Origin of the sequence: Burkholderia sp. Se-20373 (assembly GCF_017104705.1) — a bacterium.
In the GTDB taxonomy this organism is placed as follows: domain Bacteria; phylum Pseudomonadota; class Gammaproteobacteria; order Burkholderiales; family Burkholderiaceae; genus Burkholderia.
Window position 1 is genome coordinate 44,461 of the sequence record NZ_JAAGPH010000036.1, and the last position, 16,473, is coordinate 60,933.

Here is a 16,473-nt window from a genome sequence, read left to right on the forward strand (position 1 = left end):
CGCGCCGTTTGTTTGAAGGTAAAGGGAACACACCAACGATGGCAAAGATCTTCTGCGTTGCGAACCAGAAGGGGGGCGTCGGCAAGACGACGACATCGGTCAATCTCGCCGCAAGCCTTGCAGCGCAGGAGCAACGAGTCCTGCTGATCGATCTCGACCCGCAGGGTAATGCGACGATGGGCAGCGGGATCGACAAGGCTGCTTGCGAAGCGACCGTGTACGAGGTGCTGGTCGACGGCGTGTCGGTGACCGACGCGCGCATCCGTCCGGACGGCGTCACCTACGACGTGCTGCCCGCGAATCGCGAGCTGTCCGGCGCCGAGATCGAACTGATCAGTATCGACAACCGCGAGCGCCGGCTGAAGGCTGCGCTCGAGCACGTGTCTGACGACTACGACTTCGTGCTGATCGATTGCCCGCCGACGCTGTCGCTGCTGACGCTGAACGGGCTGTGCGCGGCGCACGGCGTCGTGATTCCGATGCAGTGCGAGTACTTCGCGTTGGAAGGGTTGTCGGACCTCGTCAACACGATCAAGCAGGTTCACGCGAACATGAACCGCGACCTGAAGATCATCGGCTTGCTGCGCGTGATGTTCGATCCGCGCATCACGCTGCAGCAGCAAGTCTCCGATCAACTGAAAGCGCACTTCGGCGACAAGGTGTTCGACGCGGTGATTCCGCGTAACGTGCGCCTGGCGGAAGCGCCGAGTTACGGGCTGCCCGGCGTCGTGTTCGACCGCAGCTCGCGCGGTGCGCAAGCGTATCTCCAGTTCGGTGCCGAGATGATCGACCGCGTTCGCGCGTTCGAGGTGTCGTGATCCGGACATGAGCGAAGCGAGGAAGAAAGACATGAACGCGGTACCAAAGAAGAAGGGCTTGGGACGTGGCCTCGAAGCGCTGCTCGGCGGCAGTGCCGATATCACCGAAGCGGTGAAGATCGAAGGGGCACCGAACACGCTCGCGCTCGGCAAGCTGCAGGCCGGCAAGTACCAGCCGCGTACGCGGATGGACGAAGGCAGCCTGCAGGAGCTCGCGGCAAGCATTCGCGCGCAGGGCGTGATGCAGCCGATCCTGGTACGGCCTATTTCATCAGACAAATACGAGATCATCGCGGGTGAGCGCCGTTTCCGTGCGGCGCGCCTGGCGGGTCTCGATGAAGTGCCGGTGCTCGTGAAGGACGTATCGGATCAGGCCGCCGCGGCGATGGCGCTGATCGAGAACATCCAGCGCGAGGATCTGAACCCGCTTGAAGAAGCGCACGGCATCCAGCGCCTGCTCGACGAGTTCGGTTTCACGCACGAACAGGCGGCCGAATCGGTCGGCCGTTCGCGCAGCGCGGTATCGAACCTGCTGCGCCTGCTGAACCTGGCTTCGCCGGTGCAGACGATGCTGCTGGCCGGTGATCTCGACATGGGGCATGCGCGCGCGCTGCTCGCCGTCGATGCGGCCACGCAGATCACGCTTGCCCATCAGGTCGTCAACAAGCGCATGTCGGTGCGTGAGACCGAGAAGCTCGTCACGCACACGACGAAGGAAGTGCCGGCCGTGAAGGCGCGCGCGAAGGACGATGGCGGTCGCGATACGCGCCGTCTCGAGGAGGAGTTGTCCGACCTGCTCGCGTCGACGGTGAAGATCAAGCTCGGCCGCCGCGGGCGAGGGCAGGTGACGATCGACTTCGGCAACCTCGACGCACTCGAAGGCATTCTCGTGCGACTGCGCGGCAACGTCGCAACCGAAGAGTAAAGGGCGACGCATGGCGCAGACGGACGCACCGGCGCCGCGCCGGTGGTGGGGGTGGCTTGCGCAGGAGCCCGTGCTATCGGTGCTTGTGCTTGGGCTGATTGTGCTGCAATGGGTGCGTCCGCAACCATTTTCCGTATTGGCCGATCGCGTCGACTGGCAGACGGTCGCGACGCTCGCGGGCCTGCTGATGCTGACCAAGGCGCTCGAGTTGTCCGGCTGCCTGATGTGGCTCGCCCACCGCATCGTGCATCACGTGCACTCCGAACGCGGGCTCGCGATGCTGCTCGTCGGGTTCGCCGCGTTGCTGTCGATGTGGCTCACCAACGACGTCGCGCTGTTCGTCGTCGTGCCGCTGATGGTGTCGCTGCGTGCGCTGACGCCGCTGCCGTTCCGGCGGCTCGTGATCGTCGTCGCGCTGGCCGTCAACGCGGGGTCCGTCGCGACGCCGCTCGGCAATCCCCAGAATCTTTTCCTGTGGCAATTGAGCGGCGTGTCGTTCGGCCGCTTCGTGGTCACGCTCGGACCGCTCGCGATCGCGCTGATGGCGCTGCTGCTCGTGCTGACCGCGTGCGCGTTTCGCGCGAAGCCGCTTGACCTGTCCGGCGACGTCGTCGCCATTCCGGTACAACGCCTGCACGCGCTGATCGCGGCGGGGCTGTTCGCGGCCTTCGTGCTGCTCGCCGATGCACACCATCCGCTGCCGGGCCTGCTTGCCGTCGCGATCGTGCTGCTCGTCGTCAAACGTGACGCAGTCCTGAAGATCGACTGGCTGCTGCTGCTGATCTTCGTGCTGATGTTCGTCGTGCTGCGCAGCGCGGCTGCGCTGCCCGTCATCCATGACGCGATTGCGCATGCGAATCTAGATTCACCGCTGCGCATCTTTGCGGCCGGTGCCGTGCTGTCGCAGGGCATCAGCAACGTGCCGACCGCGATCCTGCTGTCCGAGTTCACGCATGACTGGCGCGCGCTCGCGTTCGGCGTATCGGTCGGTGGATTCGGATTCGCGATTGGCTCACTGGCGAACCTGATCGCGGTGCGTCTCGCGAAGGAGCCGCGCATGTGGTTGCCGTTCCACCTGGTCTCGATTCCGTTCGCGCTCGCCAGCGCGGCACTCGGCGCGTGGCTGCTCGTTCATGGTTGAACGATGCGGTGCGTGTGGCACAGGCGTGCCATTCGGATGGCCGGGAGGGCGCACAGCATTCGCGCTGATGCGGGGTTGTTGATAAGTGCCGCGATCCACAGTCGATCGACTGTGGTGGCATGACAACTGATTGGATCATTCGTTGCGTCAGCATCGGTCCGGATTTCGCGCATCCGGCGCGGCGGGGTGCTCACGGTGTTTCGTCTGTTCGGGGCTTCGTGTTGAACTCGAGCCCGGAACCGCGTCACAGCGTGGGCGCTGGGTGGTGATCGTGCCGCCTCGACGGCGCCCGCGCCGGGCATCGTTTCCTCGCCATTCCCTCGTCGCCGGAATTTTTCGAGCAAGAAATACCGGTGCAAAAAGGCGACCTTACAACTGTCATCGTACGTCGTCGAATCGCCCGTTTTTTCACATGATGAGGCGTCGTTTTACGCAGGTTTTTGTCGCGTCTAAAGCCTTGAATCACTTGCAACTATCGCTTACAATCGCCCGGATTTGTTAGCTAGGCACCCCTGAAAGCTTTCAGAAAGCTTGGGGCCGGGTTCAAGGATTTTGCGGAAGATTGCGATGGCGGGTCAGGCGCCGGACGACAGGCACGATGATCAGCGCACGCAACGCACCGCTTCAGCGGCCGGCGAGCGGCGCGAATTCGACGATGACTGGGATGCCGAGCAGCAAGATAACAACATCGTTCCGCTCACACGGGCAGACGCCGAAAAGCTGTTCGGCCCGAACGTGAGCAAGCCCTCGCGCGTGACCCCCTATAAGGTGGTATTCGCGCAAGTGGTTCTGTCCCTGGTTGCAACGCTGGCGTGGTGGCTGTTTTCAAAGTCGCCGGGCGCCGCTGCGCAATCCGCGTTTCTGGGCGGAGCGATTGGCTGGGTGCCCAGTGCGGTATTCGTGGCACGACTGAAGGCAGGTGGCTCGGCCACCGTGATGAGCTGGGTGATGGGCGAAGCCCTGAAGCTCGCTCTGACGATCGGGATGTTCACTGCAGTGGCGTTCGGCTGGTCCGGCGTGCATTGGGTGCCGTTCCTCGTCACGTACCTCGTCGTGCTGAAGACGTACTGGATCGCGCTGGCCTGGCGGTAAGGAACAAGCAGCGTGCGGTTTCGACAACGAACCGCACCAGCCCGTTCCCGCAATAGCGTGTTGCGGAACGGGCAAAACGATTTTCGACAATTTGGGTGGCATTAACGATATGGCAGCTAGCGAAGGCACGCGCGGTCCGGATCCGTCCGAGTACATTGCGCACCACTTGCAGAATTTCTCCACCTCGCATCAGACGTCGATTTTCGACATCCACGTCTGGAATCTCGACACGCTGTTCTGGTCGATCGTTTGCGGCATCGTGACGATCCTCGTGCTGCGTCTGGCCGCCCGCAAGGCGACGTCGGGCGTGCCGGGCCGTTTCCAGTGCGCGATCGAGATGCTCGTCGAGATGGTCGAAGACCAATCGAAGGCCATCGTTCACGGCAATCGTACCTTCATCGCTCCGCTCGCGCTCACGGTGTTCGTGTGGGTCGCGCTGATGAACTCCCTCGACTTCCTCCCGGTCGACCTGCCGGGCCGCGTGATCGGCCTGCTCGGTCTGTCGGACGTGATTTCCCACCATCGCATCGTCCCGACGGCCGACCTGAACGGCACGCTCGGCATCGCGCTCGGCGTGTTCGTCCTGATGATCTACTACAGCATCAAGATCAAGGGCGCGGGCGGCTTTGTGCATGAGCTGCTGTCGGCACCGTTTGGCGCCCACCCGCTGCTGTGGATCCCGAACCTCGCGCTCAACATCGTCGAATATCTCGCGAAGACCGTCTCCCTCGGTATGCGGCTGTTCGGCAACATGTACGCGGGTGAGCTGTTGTTCCTGTTGATCGCCCTGCTCGGCAGCATGTGGAGCTTCGGTGGCGACGCAACGTTCCTCGGCTTCGTTGGTCATGTGATCGCGGGTAGCGTCTGGGCAATCTTCCACATCCTGATTGTTCTGTTGCAGGCATTCATTTTCATGATGCTGACGCTGGTGTATCTCGGCCAAGCGCACGACAAGCACTAAGCGCGGCGTGCAAGAAAGAGTTTCCGTTTTAGTTTTTTAAATCTCAGTTCCAAGTCTTTTCACAAAGGAGTGATCATGCAAGCTTACATCGCCAACATCCAGGGTCTGACCGCCATCGGTATCGGCATCATCATCGGCCTGGGTGCAATCGGCGCCTGTATCGGTATCGCGCTGATGGGTGGTAAGTACATCGAAGCCTGCGCACGTCAGCCGGAACTCATCAACCCGCTGCAAACGAAGATGTTCCTGCTGGCTGGTCTGATCGACGCGGCATTCCTGATCGGCGTGGGTGTTGCAATGCTGTTCGCGTTCGCGAACCCGCTCCTGTCGAAGCTCGCAGGCTAAGGTTCCTCGGAAATATGCGTCCGGCGCAAGCCGGCGCAGGGCGGAACGGAGACTTGGGGCGCTGATCGAATGCAACTCGATGAGCGCCTTACCGTTTCATTTTTCCGGAATAGCAGATAAGGAAACACCGTGAATCTCAACGCAACTCTGTTTGCGCAAATGGTCGTGTTCCTGGTCCTCGCGTGGTTCACGATGAAATTCGTGTGGCCGCCGTTGATCAACGCCCTCGACGAACGTTCGAAGAAGATCGCCGACGGCCTCGCCGCCGCCGAGAAGGGCAAGGCAGAACTCGACGCAGCGCACAAGCGCGTGGACCAGGAACTCGCGCAGGCCCGCAATGACGGCCAGCAGCGCATCGCCGACGCTGAAAAGCGTGCCCAGGCGGTCGCCGAGGAAATCAAGGCCAACGCCCAGGCTGAAGCCGCCCGCATCATCGCCCAGGCGAAGGCGGAAGCAGAACAGCAAATCGTGAAGGCGCGCGAAGCGCTGCGTGGCGAAGTCGCTACGCTGGCCGTGAAGGGCGCCGAGCAGATCCTGAAGCGCGAAGTCGATCAAACGGCCCACGCCCAACTGCTGAATCAACTGAAAGCCGAGCTCTGATCATGGCCGAACTTGCAACCATCGCCCGCCCTTACGCAGAAGCGCTGTTCCGCGTGGCCGAGGGCGGTGACATCGCCGCCTGGTCCACGCTCGTGCAAGAGCTGGCCCAGGTTGCGCGTCTGCCGGAAGTCCTGTCGGTCGCGTCGAGCCCGAAGGTGACGCGCACGCAAGTAGCCGAGTTGCTGCTTGCTGCGGTGAAGTCGCCGCTCGGAGCTGGCGCCGAAGCGAAGAACTTCGTGCAGATGCTGGTCGACAATCATCGCATCGCGCTGCTGCCGGAAATCGCCGAGCAGTTCGAGGCGCTCAAGAACGAACGTGAAGGTGCAGCCGACGCCGAGATCGTGAGCGCGTTCCCGCTGAACGGCGCGGATCTCGAGAGTCTCGTCTCGGGCCTCGAACGCAAGTTCAAGCGCAAGCTGAAACCGACGGTCGCAGTCGATTCGTCGCTGATTGGCGGCGTGCGCGTGACGGTCGGCGACGAAGTGCTCGACACCTCGGTTCGCGCGCGCCTCGCATCGATGCAGGCTGCGTTGACCGCCTGAGCGCCACGCCGGCACGCAACAGAATTGACTATCAGGAGCGAATAATGCAACTCAATCCCTCTGAGATCAGCGAGCTGATCAAGAGCCGGATCCAGGGCCTTGAAGCGAGCGCAGACGTTCGCAACCAGGGCACCGTGATCTCCGTGACCGACGGTATCGTGCGTATCCACGGCCTGTCGGACGTGATGCAGGGCGAAATGCTCGAGTTTCCGGGCAACACGTTCGGCCTCGCGCTGAACCTCGAGCGCGACTCGGTCGGCGCGGTGATTCTCGGCGAATACGAACACATCTCGGAAGGCGACATCGTCAAGACGACGGGCCGCATTCTCGAAGTCCCGGTTGGTCCGGAACTCGTCGGCCGCGTGGTCGATGCGCTCGGCAACCCGATCGACGGCAAGGGCCCGGTCAACGCCAAGCTGACCGACGCGATCGAAAAGATCGCCCCGGGCGTGATCTGGCGTAAGTCGGTGTCGCAGCCGGTGCAGACGGGCATCAAGTCGATCGACGCAATGGTGCCGATCGGCCGTGGCCAGCGTGAGCTGATCATCGGCGACCGTCAGTGCGGCAAGACCGCGGTGGCGCTCGACGCGATCATCAACCAGAAGGGCAAGGACCTGATCTGTATCTACGTCGCGATCGGCCAGAAGGCTTCGTCGATCATGAACGTGGTTCGCAAGCTCGAAGAAACGGGCGCGATGGAATACACGATCGTCGTCGCCGCTTCGGCTTCGGATTCGGCAGCGATGCAGTACCTCGCACCGTACGCCGGCTGCACGATGGGCGAATACTTCCGCGACCGCGGCCAAGACGCGCTGATCATCTATGACGACTTGACCAAGCAGGCCTGGGCATACCGTCAGATCTCGCTGCTGCTGCGCCGCCCGCCGGGCCGTGAAGCGTACCCGGGCGACGTGTTCTATCTCCACTCGCGTCTGCTCGAGCGTGCTGCTCGCGTGTCGGAAGAGTACGTCGAGAAGTTCACGAACGGCGAAGTGAAGGGCAAGAGCGGCTCGCTGACGGCACTGCCGGTCATCGAAACGCAGGCTGGCGACGTGACCGCGTTCGTTCCGACGAACGTGATCTCGATTACCGACGGCCAGATCTTCCTGGAAACCGACCTGTTCAACGCAGGCATCCGCCCGGCAATCAACGCCGGCGTGTCGGTGTCGCGAGTCGGTGGCGCCGCTCAGACGAAGGTCGTGAAGAAGCTGTCGGGCGGTATCCGTACCGACCTCGCGCAGTATCGTGAACTGGCGGCATTCGCCCAGTTCGCATCGGACCTCGACGAAGCGACCCGCAAGCAGCTCGAGCGCGGCCGCCGCGTGACGGAACTGCTGAAGCAGCCGCAGTACCAGCCGCTGCAGGTGTGGGAACTGGCCGTGTCGCTGTACGCCGCAAACAACGGCTACCTCGACGACCTCGACGTCAAGCAAGTGCTGTCGTTCGAGAAGGGCCTGCGCGAAAGCCTGAAGACCAGCAACGCTGACCTCATCAAGCGCATCGAAGACACCAAGGATCTCTCGAAGGACGACGAAGGCGCACTGCGCTCGGCGATCGAATCCTTCAAGAAGTCCGGTGCCTATTGATCCGCGAGTGACACACTGAGGCCGCGCGGGTGCTGATGCGCCCGCGCCGCTTCGGTCAAGGAGCAAGCTATGGCTGGAATGAAGGAAATTCGCGGCAAGATCAAGAGCGTGCAGAACACGCGCAAGATCACGAAGGCGATGGAAATGGTGGCCGCATCGAAGATGCGCCGCGCGCAGGAACGCATGCGCGCCGCTCGTCCGTATGCGGACAAGGTCCGTGCCATCGCCGCGCACATGAGCCGCGCGAACCCGGAGTACCGCCACCCGTTCATGGTGGCGAACGAAGATGCGAAGACGGCCGGCATCATCCTCGTCACGACGGACAAGGGGCTGTGCGGTGGTCTGAACACCAACGTGCTGCGTGCGACGGTGCAGAAGTTCAAGGAGCTGGAAGAGAAGGGCCAGAAGGTCGAAGCCACCGCGATCGGTAGCAAGGGCCTCGGGTTCCTGAACCGCTTCGGCGCGAAGGTGATGTCGCAGGTCGTGCACCTCGGCGACACCCCGCATCTGGACAAGCTGATCGGCGCCGTGAAGACGCAGCTCGACCTGTACTCGGAAGGCAAGCTGTCGGCGGTTTATATCGCTTACACGCGCTTCGTCAACACGATGAAGCAGGAAGCCGTGATCGAGCAGCTGCTGCCGCTGTCGTCGGAACACTTCGAAGCCGATGATGGTACGCCGGCCACGTCGTGGGACTACATCTACGAGCCGGACGCGCAGGCTGTCGTCGACGAACTGCTCGTGCGTTACGTCGAGGCGCTGGTGTACCAGGCCGTCGCGGAAAACATGGCGTCCGAGCAATCGGCGCGCATGGTCGCGATGAAGGCCGCGTCCGACAACGCGAAAACGGTGATCAGCGAACTGCAGCTCGTATACAACAAGAGCCGTCAGGCCGCGATCACGAAAGAACTGTCGGAGATCGTCGGCGGCGCAGCCGCTGTTTAAGCGCGCGCCCGGGACGACAACTGCGCCTTTGCGCGAGTAAAGAATCAGGTATTTAAAGGAAAAGCGATGAGTACTGCTGCTTTGGTAGAAGGCAAGATCGTACAGTGCATCGGCGCCGTTATCGACGTGGAATTTCCGCGCGACAGCATGCCGAAGATCTACGACGCGCTCATTCTCGATGGCTCGGAACTGACCCTCGAAGTCCAGCAGCAGCTGGGCGACGGCGTTGTCCGTACCATCTGTCTGGGTGCATCCGACGGCCTGCGCCGCGGCCTGACCGTGAAGAACACGGCAAAGCCGATCTCGGTGCCGGTCGGCAAGCCGACCCTCGGCCGAATCATGGACGTGCTGGGCCGTCCGATCGACGAAGCTGGCCCGATCGAAAGCGAAACGACGCGTTCGATCCACCAGAAGGCTCCGGCGTTCGACGAACTGTCGCCGTCGACCGAACTGCTCGAAACGGGTATCAAGGTTATCGACCTGATCTGCCCGTTCGCAAAGGGCGGCAAGGTTGGCCTGTTCGGCGGTGCTGGCGTGGGCAAGACCGTCAACATGATGGAGCTCATCAACAACATCGCGAAGGAACACGGCGGTTACTCCGTGTTCGCGGGCGTGGGCGAGCGTACCCGTGAAGGGAACGACTTCTACCACGAAATGAAGGACTCGAACGTTCTCGACAAGGTCGCGCTGGTGTACGGCCAGATGAACGAGCCGCCGGGCAACCGTCTGCGCGTCGCGCTGACCGGCCTGACGATGGCCGAGCACTTCCGTGACGAAGGCCTCGACGTGCTGTTCTTCGTCGACAACATCTACCGTTTCACGCTGGCCGGTACCGAAGTGTCGGCACTGCTCGGCCGTATGCCGTCGGCAGTGGGCTATCAGCCGACGCTGGCTGAAGAAATGGGCAAGCTGCAAGAGCGCATCACGTCGACCAAGAAGGGCTCGATTACGTCGGTCCAGGCCGTGTACGTCCCTGCGGATGACTTGACCGACCCGTCGCCGGCTACGACCTTCGGCCACCTGGACGCAACCGTCGTTCTGTCGCGTGACATCGCTTCGCTGGGTATCTACCCGGCGGTCGACCCGCTCGACTCGACGTCGCGCCAGATCGACCCGAACGTGATCGGTGAAGAGCACTACTCGATCACCCGTCGCGTTCAGCAGACGCTGCAGCGCTACAAGGAACTGCGCGACATCATCGCGATTCTGGGCATGGACGAACTGTCGCCGGAAGACAAGCTGTCGGTCGCGCGCGCGCGTAAGATCCAGCGTTTCCTGTCGCAGCCGTTCCACGTTGCTGAAGTGTTCACGGGCTCGCCGGGCAAGTACGTGCCGCTGAAGGAAACGATCCGCGGCTTCAAGATGATCGTCGACGGCGAGTGCGACCACCTGCCGGAACAGGCGTTCTACATGGTCGGCACGATCGACGAAGCCTTCGAAAAGGCCAAGAAGATCTCGTAAGGATTCGAGTGAGTCGCACGGCGCGTGCGGGTCAGGTTGTCGGTCTCCATTGCCGATAGTCAGGCCGGTCGCGCCGACCGCAACACGCTCAATCCGCCGTGCATGGGACGAGGGCTGGCGCCGCGAGGCGTTCGCACTCGTCGACAGGAGTCGATATGGCAACCATCAAAGTAGACGTCGTCAGCGCGGAAGAGCAGATCTTCTCGGGCGAGGCGAAATTCGTCGCGCTGCCGGGCGAAACGGGTGAGCTGGGCATTCTGCCGGGCCACACGCCGCTGATCACGCGGATTCGTCCGGGTGCGGTGCGCATCGAAGTCGAGGGCGGCAACGACGAATTCGTGTTCGTCGCGGGCGGCATTCTCGAAGTGCAGCCGGGCGCCGTGACGGTGCTCGCCGATACCGCGATCCGCGGCAAGGACCTCGACGCGGCGAAAGCCGAGGAAGCACGCAAGCGTGCCGAGGAAACGCTGCAGAACGCGAAGTCGGATCTCGACCTCGCGAAGGCGCAATCCGAGCTCGCGACCGCGATGGCGCAGCTCGAGGCGATCCAGCGTCTGGCGAAGATTCGCAGCCGGCACTGAGCCGCGCCGCGTATCCCGCGAAAGAAAAGCAGCCTTCGGGCTGCTTTTTTTTCGTCCGTCGTGTTCGTCTGATTTTTGCGGGCCGGATCATTCCGTCCGGTCGTGCTATTTCATCCGTGCGCCGTGATTTGCTGTCAGAGTATCGTCAGCCGCGCGCGTCATCATCCGGGTGGCGGCCATTCGTCGCGAGTGCGCGGCGAAGGCGGGCGCAGGAAGCGCGCGGGCCGATCAGACAAAAAGGACGGAGACATTCATGGCAGCAGACCTTGGCGTGGGCGCGCTGATCGCGCCCGAAAACGGCTTGTCGTATGTGCGCGGCACGACCGACGTGCCGCTCTCCGAAGCGACGATCGGCCGGTTCCTGCTCGACACGGCCGGGCGCTTTCCCGATCGTCCGGCCGTCGTGTTCCGCGAGCAGCAGGTGCGCTGGACCTGGCGCGAGTTCGCGAACGAGGTCGACGTGCTGGCCGCGGGCCTGGCCTCGCTCGGCATCGTGAAGGGCGATCGCGTCGGCATCTGGTCGCCGAACCGCAGCGAATGGCTGCTCACGCAGTTCGCGACCGCGCGGATCGGCGCGGTGCTCGTCAACATCAATCCGGCCTACCGGCTGTCGGAGCTCGAATACGCGCTGAACAAGGTCGGCTGCAAGGCCGTGATCGCTGCCGAGCGCTTCAAGACGTCCGCGTACGTCGAGATGCTGCAGACCATCGCGCCGGAGCTCGCGACCGCGACGCCGGGCGATCTGCATGCAGCGCGCGTGCCGAGCCTGCGCACGGTCGTGTCGATGGGCGACGTCGCGCCGGCCGGCATGTTCCGCTTCGCGGACCTGATGGCGCGCGGCCGCCGGGCCGTCGATCCCGCATTGCTCGATGCGATCGGCGCGACGCTCTCGGCCAGCGAGCCGATCAACATCCAGTTCACCAGCGGCACGACCGGCAGCCCGAAGGGCGCGACGCTCACGCACCGCAACGTCGTCAACAACGGGCGCTCGATCGCGACGGCGATGCGGTTCACCGAGCAGGACACGCTGTGCATCCCGGTGCCGCTGTATCACTGCTTCGGGATGGTGCTCGCGGTGCTCGCATGCGTGTCGAAGGGCGCGACGATGGTGTTCCCCGGCGAAGCGTTCGACCCGGTCGCGACGCTCGCGGCGGTGGCCGACGAGCGTTGCACCGCGTTGCACGGCGTACCGACGATGTTCATCGCCGAGCTCGATCACCCCGAGTTCGCGAAATTCGACCTGTCGACGCTGCGCACCGGGATCATGGCCGGCTCGCCGTGCCCGATCGAGACGATGAAGCGCGTCGTGTCGCAGATGCACCTGTCGGAGATCACGATCGCGTACGGGATGACGGAAACGAGCCCCGTGTCGTTCCAGAGCTCGACCGACGATCCGCTCGAGAAGCGCACGACGACGGTCGGGCGCATCCAGCCGCACCTGGAAGTGAAGATCGTCGATCCGAGTGGCGCCATCGTGCCGGTCGGCACGACGGGCGAGCTGTGCACGAAGGGTTATTCGGTGATGCTCGGCTACTGGGACGACGACGCGAAGACGCGCGAGGTGCTGATGGACGGCTGGATGCATACGGGCGACCTCGCGACGCTCGATGCGGACGGCTACTGCAACATCGTCGGCCGGCTGAAGGACATGGTGATTCGCGGCGGCGAGAACGTCTATCCGCGCGAGATCGAGGAATTCCTGTTTCGGCATCCGAAGATTCAGAGCGCGCAGGTATTCGGCGTGCCCGATGCGAAGTACGGCGAGGAGCTGTGCGCGTGGATCGTGCTGCGCGCGGACGAGCAGATGACGGAGGACGACGTGCGTGCGTTCTGCAACGGGCAGATCGCGCACTACAAGATCCCGCGCTACATTCGCTTCGTCGACGAGCTGCCGATGACGGTGACGGGCAAGGTGCAGAAGTTCGTGATGCGCGACCGGATGATCGAGGAGCTGAAGCTCGACGTGCAGAAGACCGCGTAGCGCGGCATGCAGGCGGGAAAAACGCGGCGGCCTGCGGGCCGTTGCGTTTTCGATGGACGAAAAAAAGCGGGCTTATTAGCCCGCTAAAAACCACACGCTACGGGGTTAGCGCGAGGAGACCAAAGATGAAACCGAGTCCGGCGGGGGCCGGAAACGACTCCAACAGGGATGCCCCTCGGAAGGGCTTCGGTACGTGACCGACTGGCTCGCAGCGCTTCGCGTCCGCTCACACTTGGCACACGAGACCGCATCCGTGTTGAAACCGTTGAGGCCATTGTGGGCGAATTAATGACCCCTCGCGGTAACAAAGTGTTTCAGGTTGTAACGCCCGCCAGATAAGGCTTTCCGGGATTTTTTGCTGTTTTTGAGGGCCTGAAAAAGGTCATTTTTACCCATATTTTCCGCAGCGTTTTCAGCGCATGCGCGCGATGCGTTTTTCATGCGTATCAGGCTCGACGAATTGCCGATTTGCACGCGAGAAAATGCGCCTTTCGCCCGATACCGCGCAGGACGAGTCATTCGTCAGAAAGATTTTGAAACGTGATTGGTGTGCGCGGAAGTCGGCCGTTCGGCCAATTCGGTGGCTTCGGGCCGATTTTCCGGGCGCCGGCACGCTGCGCCGAAGTGTAACGGCGGTGATGGGGCCACCGCCGCGCAGCGACTTTTGCGGGCGGCGGAGGCGGGGTCGGTGCCCGCTATCGGCCGCCACGCACGAGCTTGCTTACTTCAGCCATTTATCCGAAATCGCCTGGTATTCGCCGGTCGACAGCGCGAGATGCAGCCACTGATCGACGTACTGCTGGAACGCGACGTCGCCGCGCGGCACCATGTACGCTTTCTCGCCGAACTGGAACGGCTTGTCCGGGTGCACCGAGCACAGGCCCGGATTCAGCTTTTGCTGCAACAGCGTCTCCGACGCATCCGTCACCATCACGTCCGCCTTGCCGGCGAGGATCTGCTTGAAGATCGTTACGTTGTCCGGATAGACGGTGAGGTTCGCGTGCGTGAAATACTGCTTCGCGAAACGCTCGTTGGTGCCGCCCGGGTTCACGATCACGCGCGTTTCCGGCCGGTCGATCTGCGCGACGGTCTGGTATTTGTCGGCGTCCGCGCAGCGCACGATCGGCGTCTTGCCGTCGACGACGTACGGCTGCGTGAAGAACACGCGCTTCTGGCGCTCGAGCGTGGTCGACACGCCGCCCACCGCGATGTCGCATTTCGCGACGAAATCGCCGGTCAGGTTCGGCCAGCTCGTCTTCACGTAGTCGGTCTTCACGCCGAGCGACTTCGCGAGCGATTCGGCCATGTCGATGTCGATGCCCTCGAAGCGGCCGTCCGCGCGGTAGTACGAATACGGCTTGTAGTCGCCCGTCGTGCACACGCGCAGCGTGCCGCGCGCGAGCACGTCGTCGAGCCGCGAGCCGGCGCCCGGTGCGGCGGCAGCGGCGAGCGTGCCGGTCTGCGCGTGCGCGGCGGCGCAGCAAAGCAGTGCGGTGGCGGCGAGCGTGGCGAGTGTCTTCATCGGTCTCCTCCTTCGTTTCGTTCGAGATGAGCGTCCGATCATAACGGAGCCATCGCGCGCGTCATATGGCCGCCATCGCGTCGGCATGCGCAGCCTGAGGGCGGCTGTCCGGTAAAATGCCGCTTTGCCCTCGCATCGTCGCTCCTACCGTGGCCCATACCCTGCTCAACGACACCTTCCTGCGTGCGCTTCTGCGCGAGCCGACCGACTACACGCCGATCTGGCTGATGCGCCAGGCCGGCCGCTACCTGCCCGAATACAACGCGACGCGCGCACGCGCCGGCAGCTTCCTCGGTCTCGCGAAGCATCCCGACTACGCGACCGAAGTGACGCTGCAGCCGCTCGAGCGCTTTCCGCTCGACGCCGCGATCCTGTTCTCGGACATCCTGACGATTCCGGACGCGATGGGGCTCGGCCTCGACTTCCAGGTCGGTGAAGGGCCGAAGTTCGCGCATCCGGTGCGTACCGAGGCCGACGTCGCGAAGCTCGCGGTGCCGGACATTGAGGAAACGCTCGGCTACGTGACGGGCGCCGTGCGCGAAATCCGTCGCGCGCTCACCGATGGCCAGGGCCGCCAGCGCGTGCCGCTGATCGGTTTTTCGGGCAGCCCGTGGACGCTCGCGTGCTACATGGTCGAAGGCGGCGGGTCGGACGATTTCCGCACGGTGAAGTCGATGGCGTATTCGCGCCCCGACCTGATGCACCGGATCCTCGACGTGAACGCGCAGGCGGTGGCCGCGTACCTGAATGCGCAGATCGAAGCGGGCGCGCAGGCCGTGATGATCTTCGATACGTGGGGCGGCGCGCTGGCGGATGGCGCGTACCAGCGCTTCTCGCTGGACTACATCCGCCGCGTGGTGTCGCAGCTCAAGCGCGAGCACGACGGCGAGCGCGTGCCGGTGATCACGTTCACGAAGGGCGGCGGGCTGTGGCTCGAGGAGATCGCGGCAACCGGCGTCGACGCGGTCGGGCTCGACTGGACGGTCAACCTCGGCCAGGCGCGCGAGCGCGTCGCGGGCAAGGTCGCGCTGCAGGGCAACCTCGACCCGACGATCCTGTTTGCGCCGCCGGCCGCGGTGCGCGAGCAGGCGCGCGCGGTGCTCGACAGCTATGGCAACCATCCGGGCCACATATTCAACCTCGGGCACGGTATTTCGCAATTCACGTCGCCCGATCACGTCGCCGAACTCGTCGACGAAGTGCATCGCCACAGCCGCGCGATCCGTAGCGGAGCCGCCGGCTGAACGCAAGCGCTGTCATGCTGCACTGCGGTGTGACAGCGTTTCGCTACTGGCACTAAACAGGGCGCAACCCCGCACCGGTTGCCGATTCAGTGCTTGTCAAGACTTGACTTATACACATTTTCCACGTTGCAGCGCGGTAGAGCCCTGTATCGGTCAATTTGTCTCGCTATGGTTCGGTAATTTGAATAGCAGCCTTATGGCATAAGGCTCCGCGGGGCACCGCAACACGCGGCGAAAATCAGCGCAAAGCGCGGCCCCGCGCGCGTTGCGGCCATCGAGCGGCGAGTTCTCAACAAAGTTATCCACAGGCTGGGCAGGGTATACGGCGATTCCTAATGCGAATCCAAAACTTAGCGCCGAAACTGAAGTTTTACTTTAAGTTCGCTGCCCCGATGCGGGCGCGGATGTCGGCCGCCCATGCCCATGCGGCGCATCCCGCCGCCGGAGCGCCGGGATGAGCGGCACCTATCTGCGTGTCGCGCTCGACCATCCGCTCGCGACCCTGTTCGATTACCGTTGCGACGCGCAACCGGCGCCCGGGCCCGGCACGCTCGTGCAGGTGCCGTTCGGCAAGCGGCAGGCCGTCGGGCTCGTCTGCGAAGTGACGACTCACACCGACGTGCCGCCGTCGCGGCTGCGCGCGATCGACGCGATCTGCGCCGACCTGCCGCCGTTGTCGCCGGACTGGCTCGCGCTCGTGTCGTTCGCCGCGGATTACTACCAGCGTGG

General features: G+C 63.5%; 15 protein-coding genes and 1 pseudogene. 15 read left to right on the plus strand and 1 reads right to left on the minus strand.

Translation table 11 applies throughout. The annotated features are described in order from the left end of the window. Window positions 1-38 precede the first annotated feature (38 nt). The 13 genes from G3N96_RS14815 to G3N96_RS14875 all read left to right on the plus strand — a co-directional run bounded on the left by G3N96_RS14815 (window position 39) and on the right by G3N96_RS14875 (window position 12,978). Window positions 39-818 carry a ParA family protein gene (locus G3N96_RS14815; RefSeq protein ID WP_089438916.1) on the plus strand — a complete coding sequence of 260 codons (780 nt, stop codon included), beginning with the start codon at window positions 39-41 and terminating at the stop codon, window positions 816-818. Window positions 819-849: 31 nt separating this feature from the next. Then, window positions 850-1,743 carry a ParB/RepB/Spo0J family partition protein gene (locus tag G3N96_RS14820; RefSeq protein WP_041492996.1) on the plus strand — a complete coding sequence of 298 codons (894 nt, stop codon included), beginning with the start codon at window positions 850-852 and terminating at the stop codon, window positions 1,741-1,743. A gap of 10 nt (window positions 1,744-1,753) precedes the next feature. Beyond that, on the plus strand, window positions 1,754-2,884 hold the full coding sequence (locus G3N96_RS14825) for an SLC13 family permease (protein ID WP_206137646.1): 1,131 nt from the start codon (window positions 1,754-1,756) through the stop codon (window positions 2,882-2,884). A gap of 567 nt (window positions 2,885-3,451) precedes the next feature. Continuing rightward, window positions 3,452-3,976, plus strand: coding sequence for an ATP synthase subunit I (locus G3N96_RS14830; protein WP_089424151.1), 525 nt, complete (start codon window positions 3,452-3,454; stop codon window positions 3,974-3,976). A gap of 109 nt (window positions 3,977-4,085) precedes the next feature. Continuing rightward, the gene (gene atpB, locus G3N96_RS14835; RefSeq protein ID WP_011350522.1) at window positions 4,086-4,937 is read left to right on the plus strand and encodes a F0F1 ATP synthase subunit A; all 852 of its coding nucleotides are present in this window, start codon (window positions 4,086-4,088) and stop codon (window positions 4,935-4,937) included. Window positions 4,938-5,012: 75 nt separating this feature from the next. Next, the gene (gene atpE, locus G3N96_RS14840) at window positions 5,013-5,282 is read left to right on the plus strand and encodes a F0F1 ATP synthase subunit C (RefSeq protein ID WP_006482730.1); all 270 of its coding nucleotides are present in this window, start codon (window positions 5,013-5,015) and stop codon (window positions 5,280-5,282) included. 129 nt (window positions 5,283-5,411) lie between these two features. After that, window positions 5,412-5,882, plus strand: a complete 471-nt coding sequence (locus tag G3N96_RS14845) for a F0F1 ATP synthase subunit B (protein ID WP_039351436.1) — start codon at window positions 5,412-5,414, stop codon at window positions 5,880-5,882. Window positions 5,883-5,884: 2 nt separating this feature from the next. Then, window positions 5,885-6,424: a F0F1 ATP synthase subunit delta gene (locus G3N96_RS14850; RefSeq protein WP_011350524.1), complete on the plus strand. Its 540-nt coding sequence runs from the start codon at window positions 5,885-5,887 to the stop codon at window positions 6,422-6,424. Between the two features lie 44 nt (window positions 6,425-6,468). Beyond that, complete coding sequence (gene atpA, locus G3N96_RS14855; RefSeq protein WP_011350525.1) at window positions 6,469-8,010, plus strand: F0F1 ATP synthase subunit alpha; 1,542 nt, start codon at window positions 6,469-6,471, stop codon at window positions 8,008-8,010. A gap of 69 nt (window positions 8,011-8,079) precedes the next feature. After that, on the plus strand, window positions 8,080-8,955 hold the full coding sequence (gene atpG, locus G3N96_RS14860; protein ID WP_089438921.1) for a F0F1 ATP synthase subunit gamma: 876 nt from the start codon (window positions 8,080-8,082) through the stop codon (window positions 8,953-8,955). Between the two features lie 66 nt (window positions 8,956-9,021). After that, window positions 9,022-10,416, plus strand: coding sequence for a F0F1 ATP synthase subunit beta (gene atpD, locus G3N96_RS14865; protein ID WP_011350527.1), 1,395 nt, complete (start codon window positions 9,022-9,024; stop codon window positions 10,414-10,416). A gap of 155 nt (window positions 10,417-10,571) precedes the next feature. Next, a complete protein-coding gene (locus tag G3N96_RS14870) occupies window positions 10,572-10,997 on the plus strand; it encodes a F0F1 ATP synthase subunit epsilon (RefSeq protein ID WP_006477288.1) in 426 nt (141 codons plus the stop codon). A gap of 253 nt (window positions 10,998-11,250) precedes the next feature. Further along, window positions 11,251-12,978: an AMP-binding protein gene (locus tag G3N96_RS14875; protein ID WP_206137647.1), complete on the plus strand. Its 1,728-nt coding sequence runs from the start codon at window positions 11,251-11,253 to the stop codon at window positions 12,976-12,978. A gap of 721 nt (window positions 12,979-13,699) precedes the next feature. Here G3N96_RS14875 and G3N96_RS14880 read toward each other — a convergent pair. Next, window positions 13,700-14,500 (minus strand): transporter substrate-binding domain-containing protein, encoded by an 801-nt coding sequence (locus G3N96_RS14880; RefSeq protein WP_206137648.1) that lies wholly within the window; start codon window positions 14,498-14,500, stop codon window positions 13,700-13,702. 149 nt (window positions 14,501-14,649) lie between these two features. On the opposite strand from G3N96_RS14880, the gene hemE reads away from it, so the two are divergent. Both hemE and G3N96_RS14890 read left to right on the plus strand, forming a co-directional pair. Then, on the plus strand, window positions 14,650-15,744 hold the full coding sequence (gene hemE, locus G3N96_RS14885) for a uroporphyrinogen decarboxylase (protein ID WP_346778894.1): 1,095 nt from the start codon (window positions 14,650-14,652) through the stop codon (window positions 15,742-15,744). A gap of 454 nt (window positions 15,745-16,198) precedes the next feature. Further along, a pseudogene (locus tag G3N96_RS14890) lies at window positions 16,199-16,473 on the plus strand (primosomal protein N'); the annotation flags it as partial.

Coding starts and splice junctions, on each gene's coding strand:
- atpG (WP_089438921.1), top strand. CDS start 8,080: ATGGCTGGAATGAAGGAAATTCGCGGCAAGATCAAGAGCGTGCAGAAC.
- atpD (WP_011350527.1), top strand. CDS start 9,022: ATGAGTACTGCTGCTTTGGTAGAAGGCAAGATCGTACAGTGCATCGGC.
- G3N96_RS14825 (WP_206137646.1), top strand. CDS start 1,754: ATGGCGCAGACGGACGCACCGGCGCCGCGCCGGTGGTGGGGGTGGCTT.
- G3N96_RS14870 (WP_006477288.1), top strand. CDS start 10,572: ATGGCAACCATCAAAGTAGACGTCGTCAGCGCGGAAGAGCAGATCTTC.
- G3N96_RS14830 (WP_089424151.1), top strand. CDS start 3,452: ATGGCGGGTCAGGCGCCGGACGACAGGCACGATGATCAGCGCACGCAA.
- atpE (WP_006482730.1), top strand. CDS start 5,013: ATGCAAGCTTACATCGCCAACATCCAGGGTCTGACCGCCATCGGTATC.
- atpB (WP_011350522.1), top strand. CDS start 4,086: ATGGCAGCTAGCGAAGGCACGCGCGGTCCGGATCCGTCCGAGTACATT.
- G3N96_RS14875 (WP_206137647.1), top strand. CDS start 11,251: ATGGCAGCAGACCTTGGCGTGGGCGCGCTGATCGCGCCCGAAAACGGC.
- atpA (WP_011350525.1), top strand. CDS start 6,469: ATGCAACTCAATCCCTCTGAGATCAGCGAGCTGATCAAGAGCCGGATC.
- G3N96_RS14820 (WP_041492996.1), top strand. CDS start 850: ATGAACGCGGTACCAAAGAAGAAGGGCTTGGGACGTGGCCTCGAAGCG.
- G3N96_RS14815 (WP_089438916.1), top strand. CDS start 39: ATGGCAAAGATCTTCTGCGTTGCGAACCAGAAGGGGGGCGTCGGCAAG.
- G3N96_RS14850 (WP_011350524.1), top strand. CDS start 5,885: ATGGCCGAACTTGCAACCATCGCCCGCCCTTACGCAGAAGCGCTGTTC.
- G3N96_RS14880 (WP_206137648.1), bottom strand. CDS start 14,500: ATGAAGACACTCGCCACGCTCGCCGCCACCGCACTGCTTTGCTGCGCC.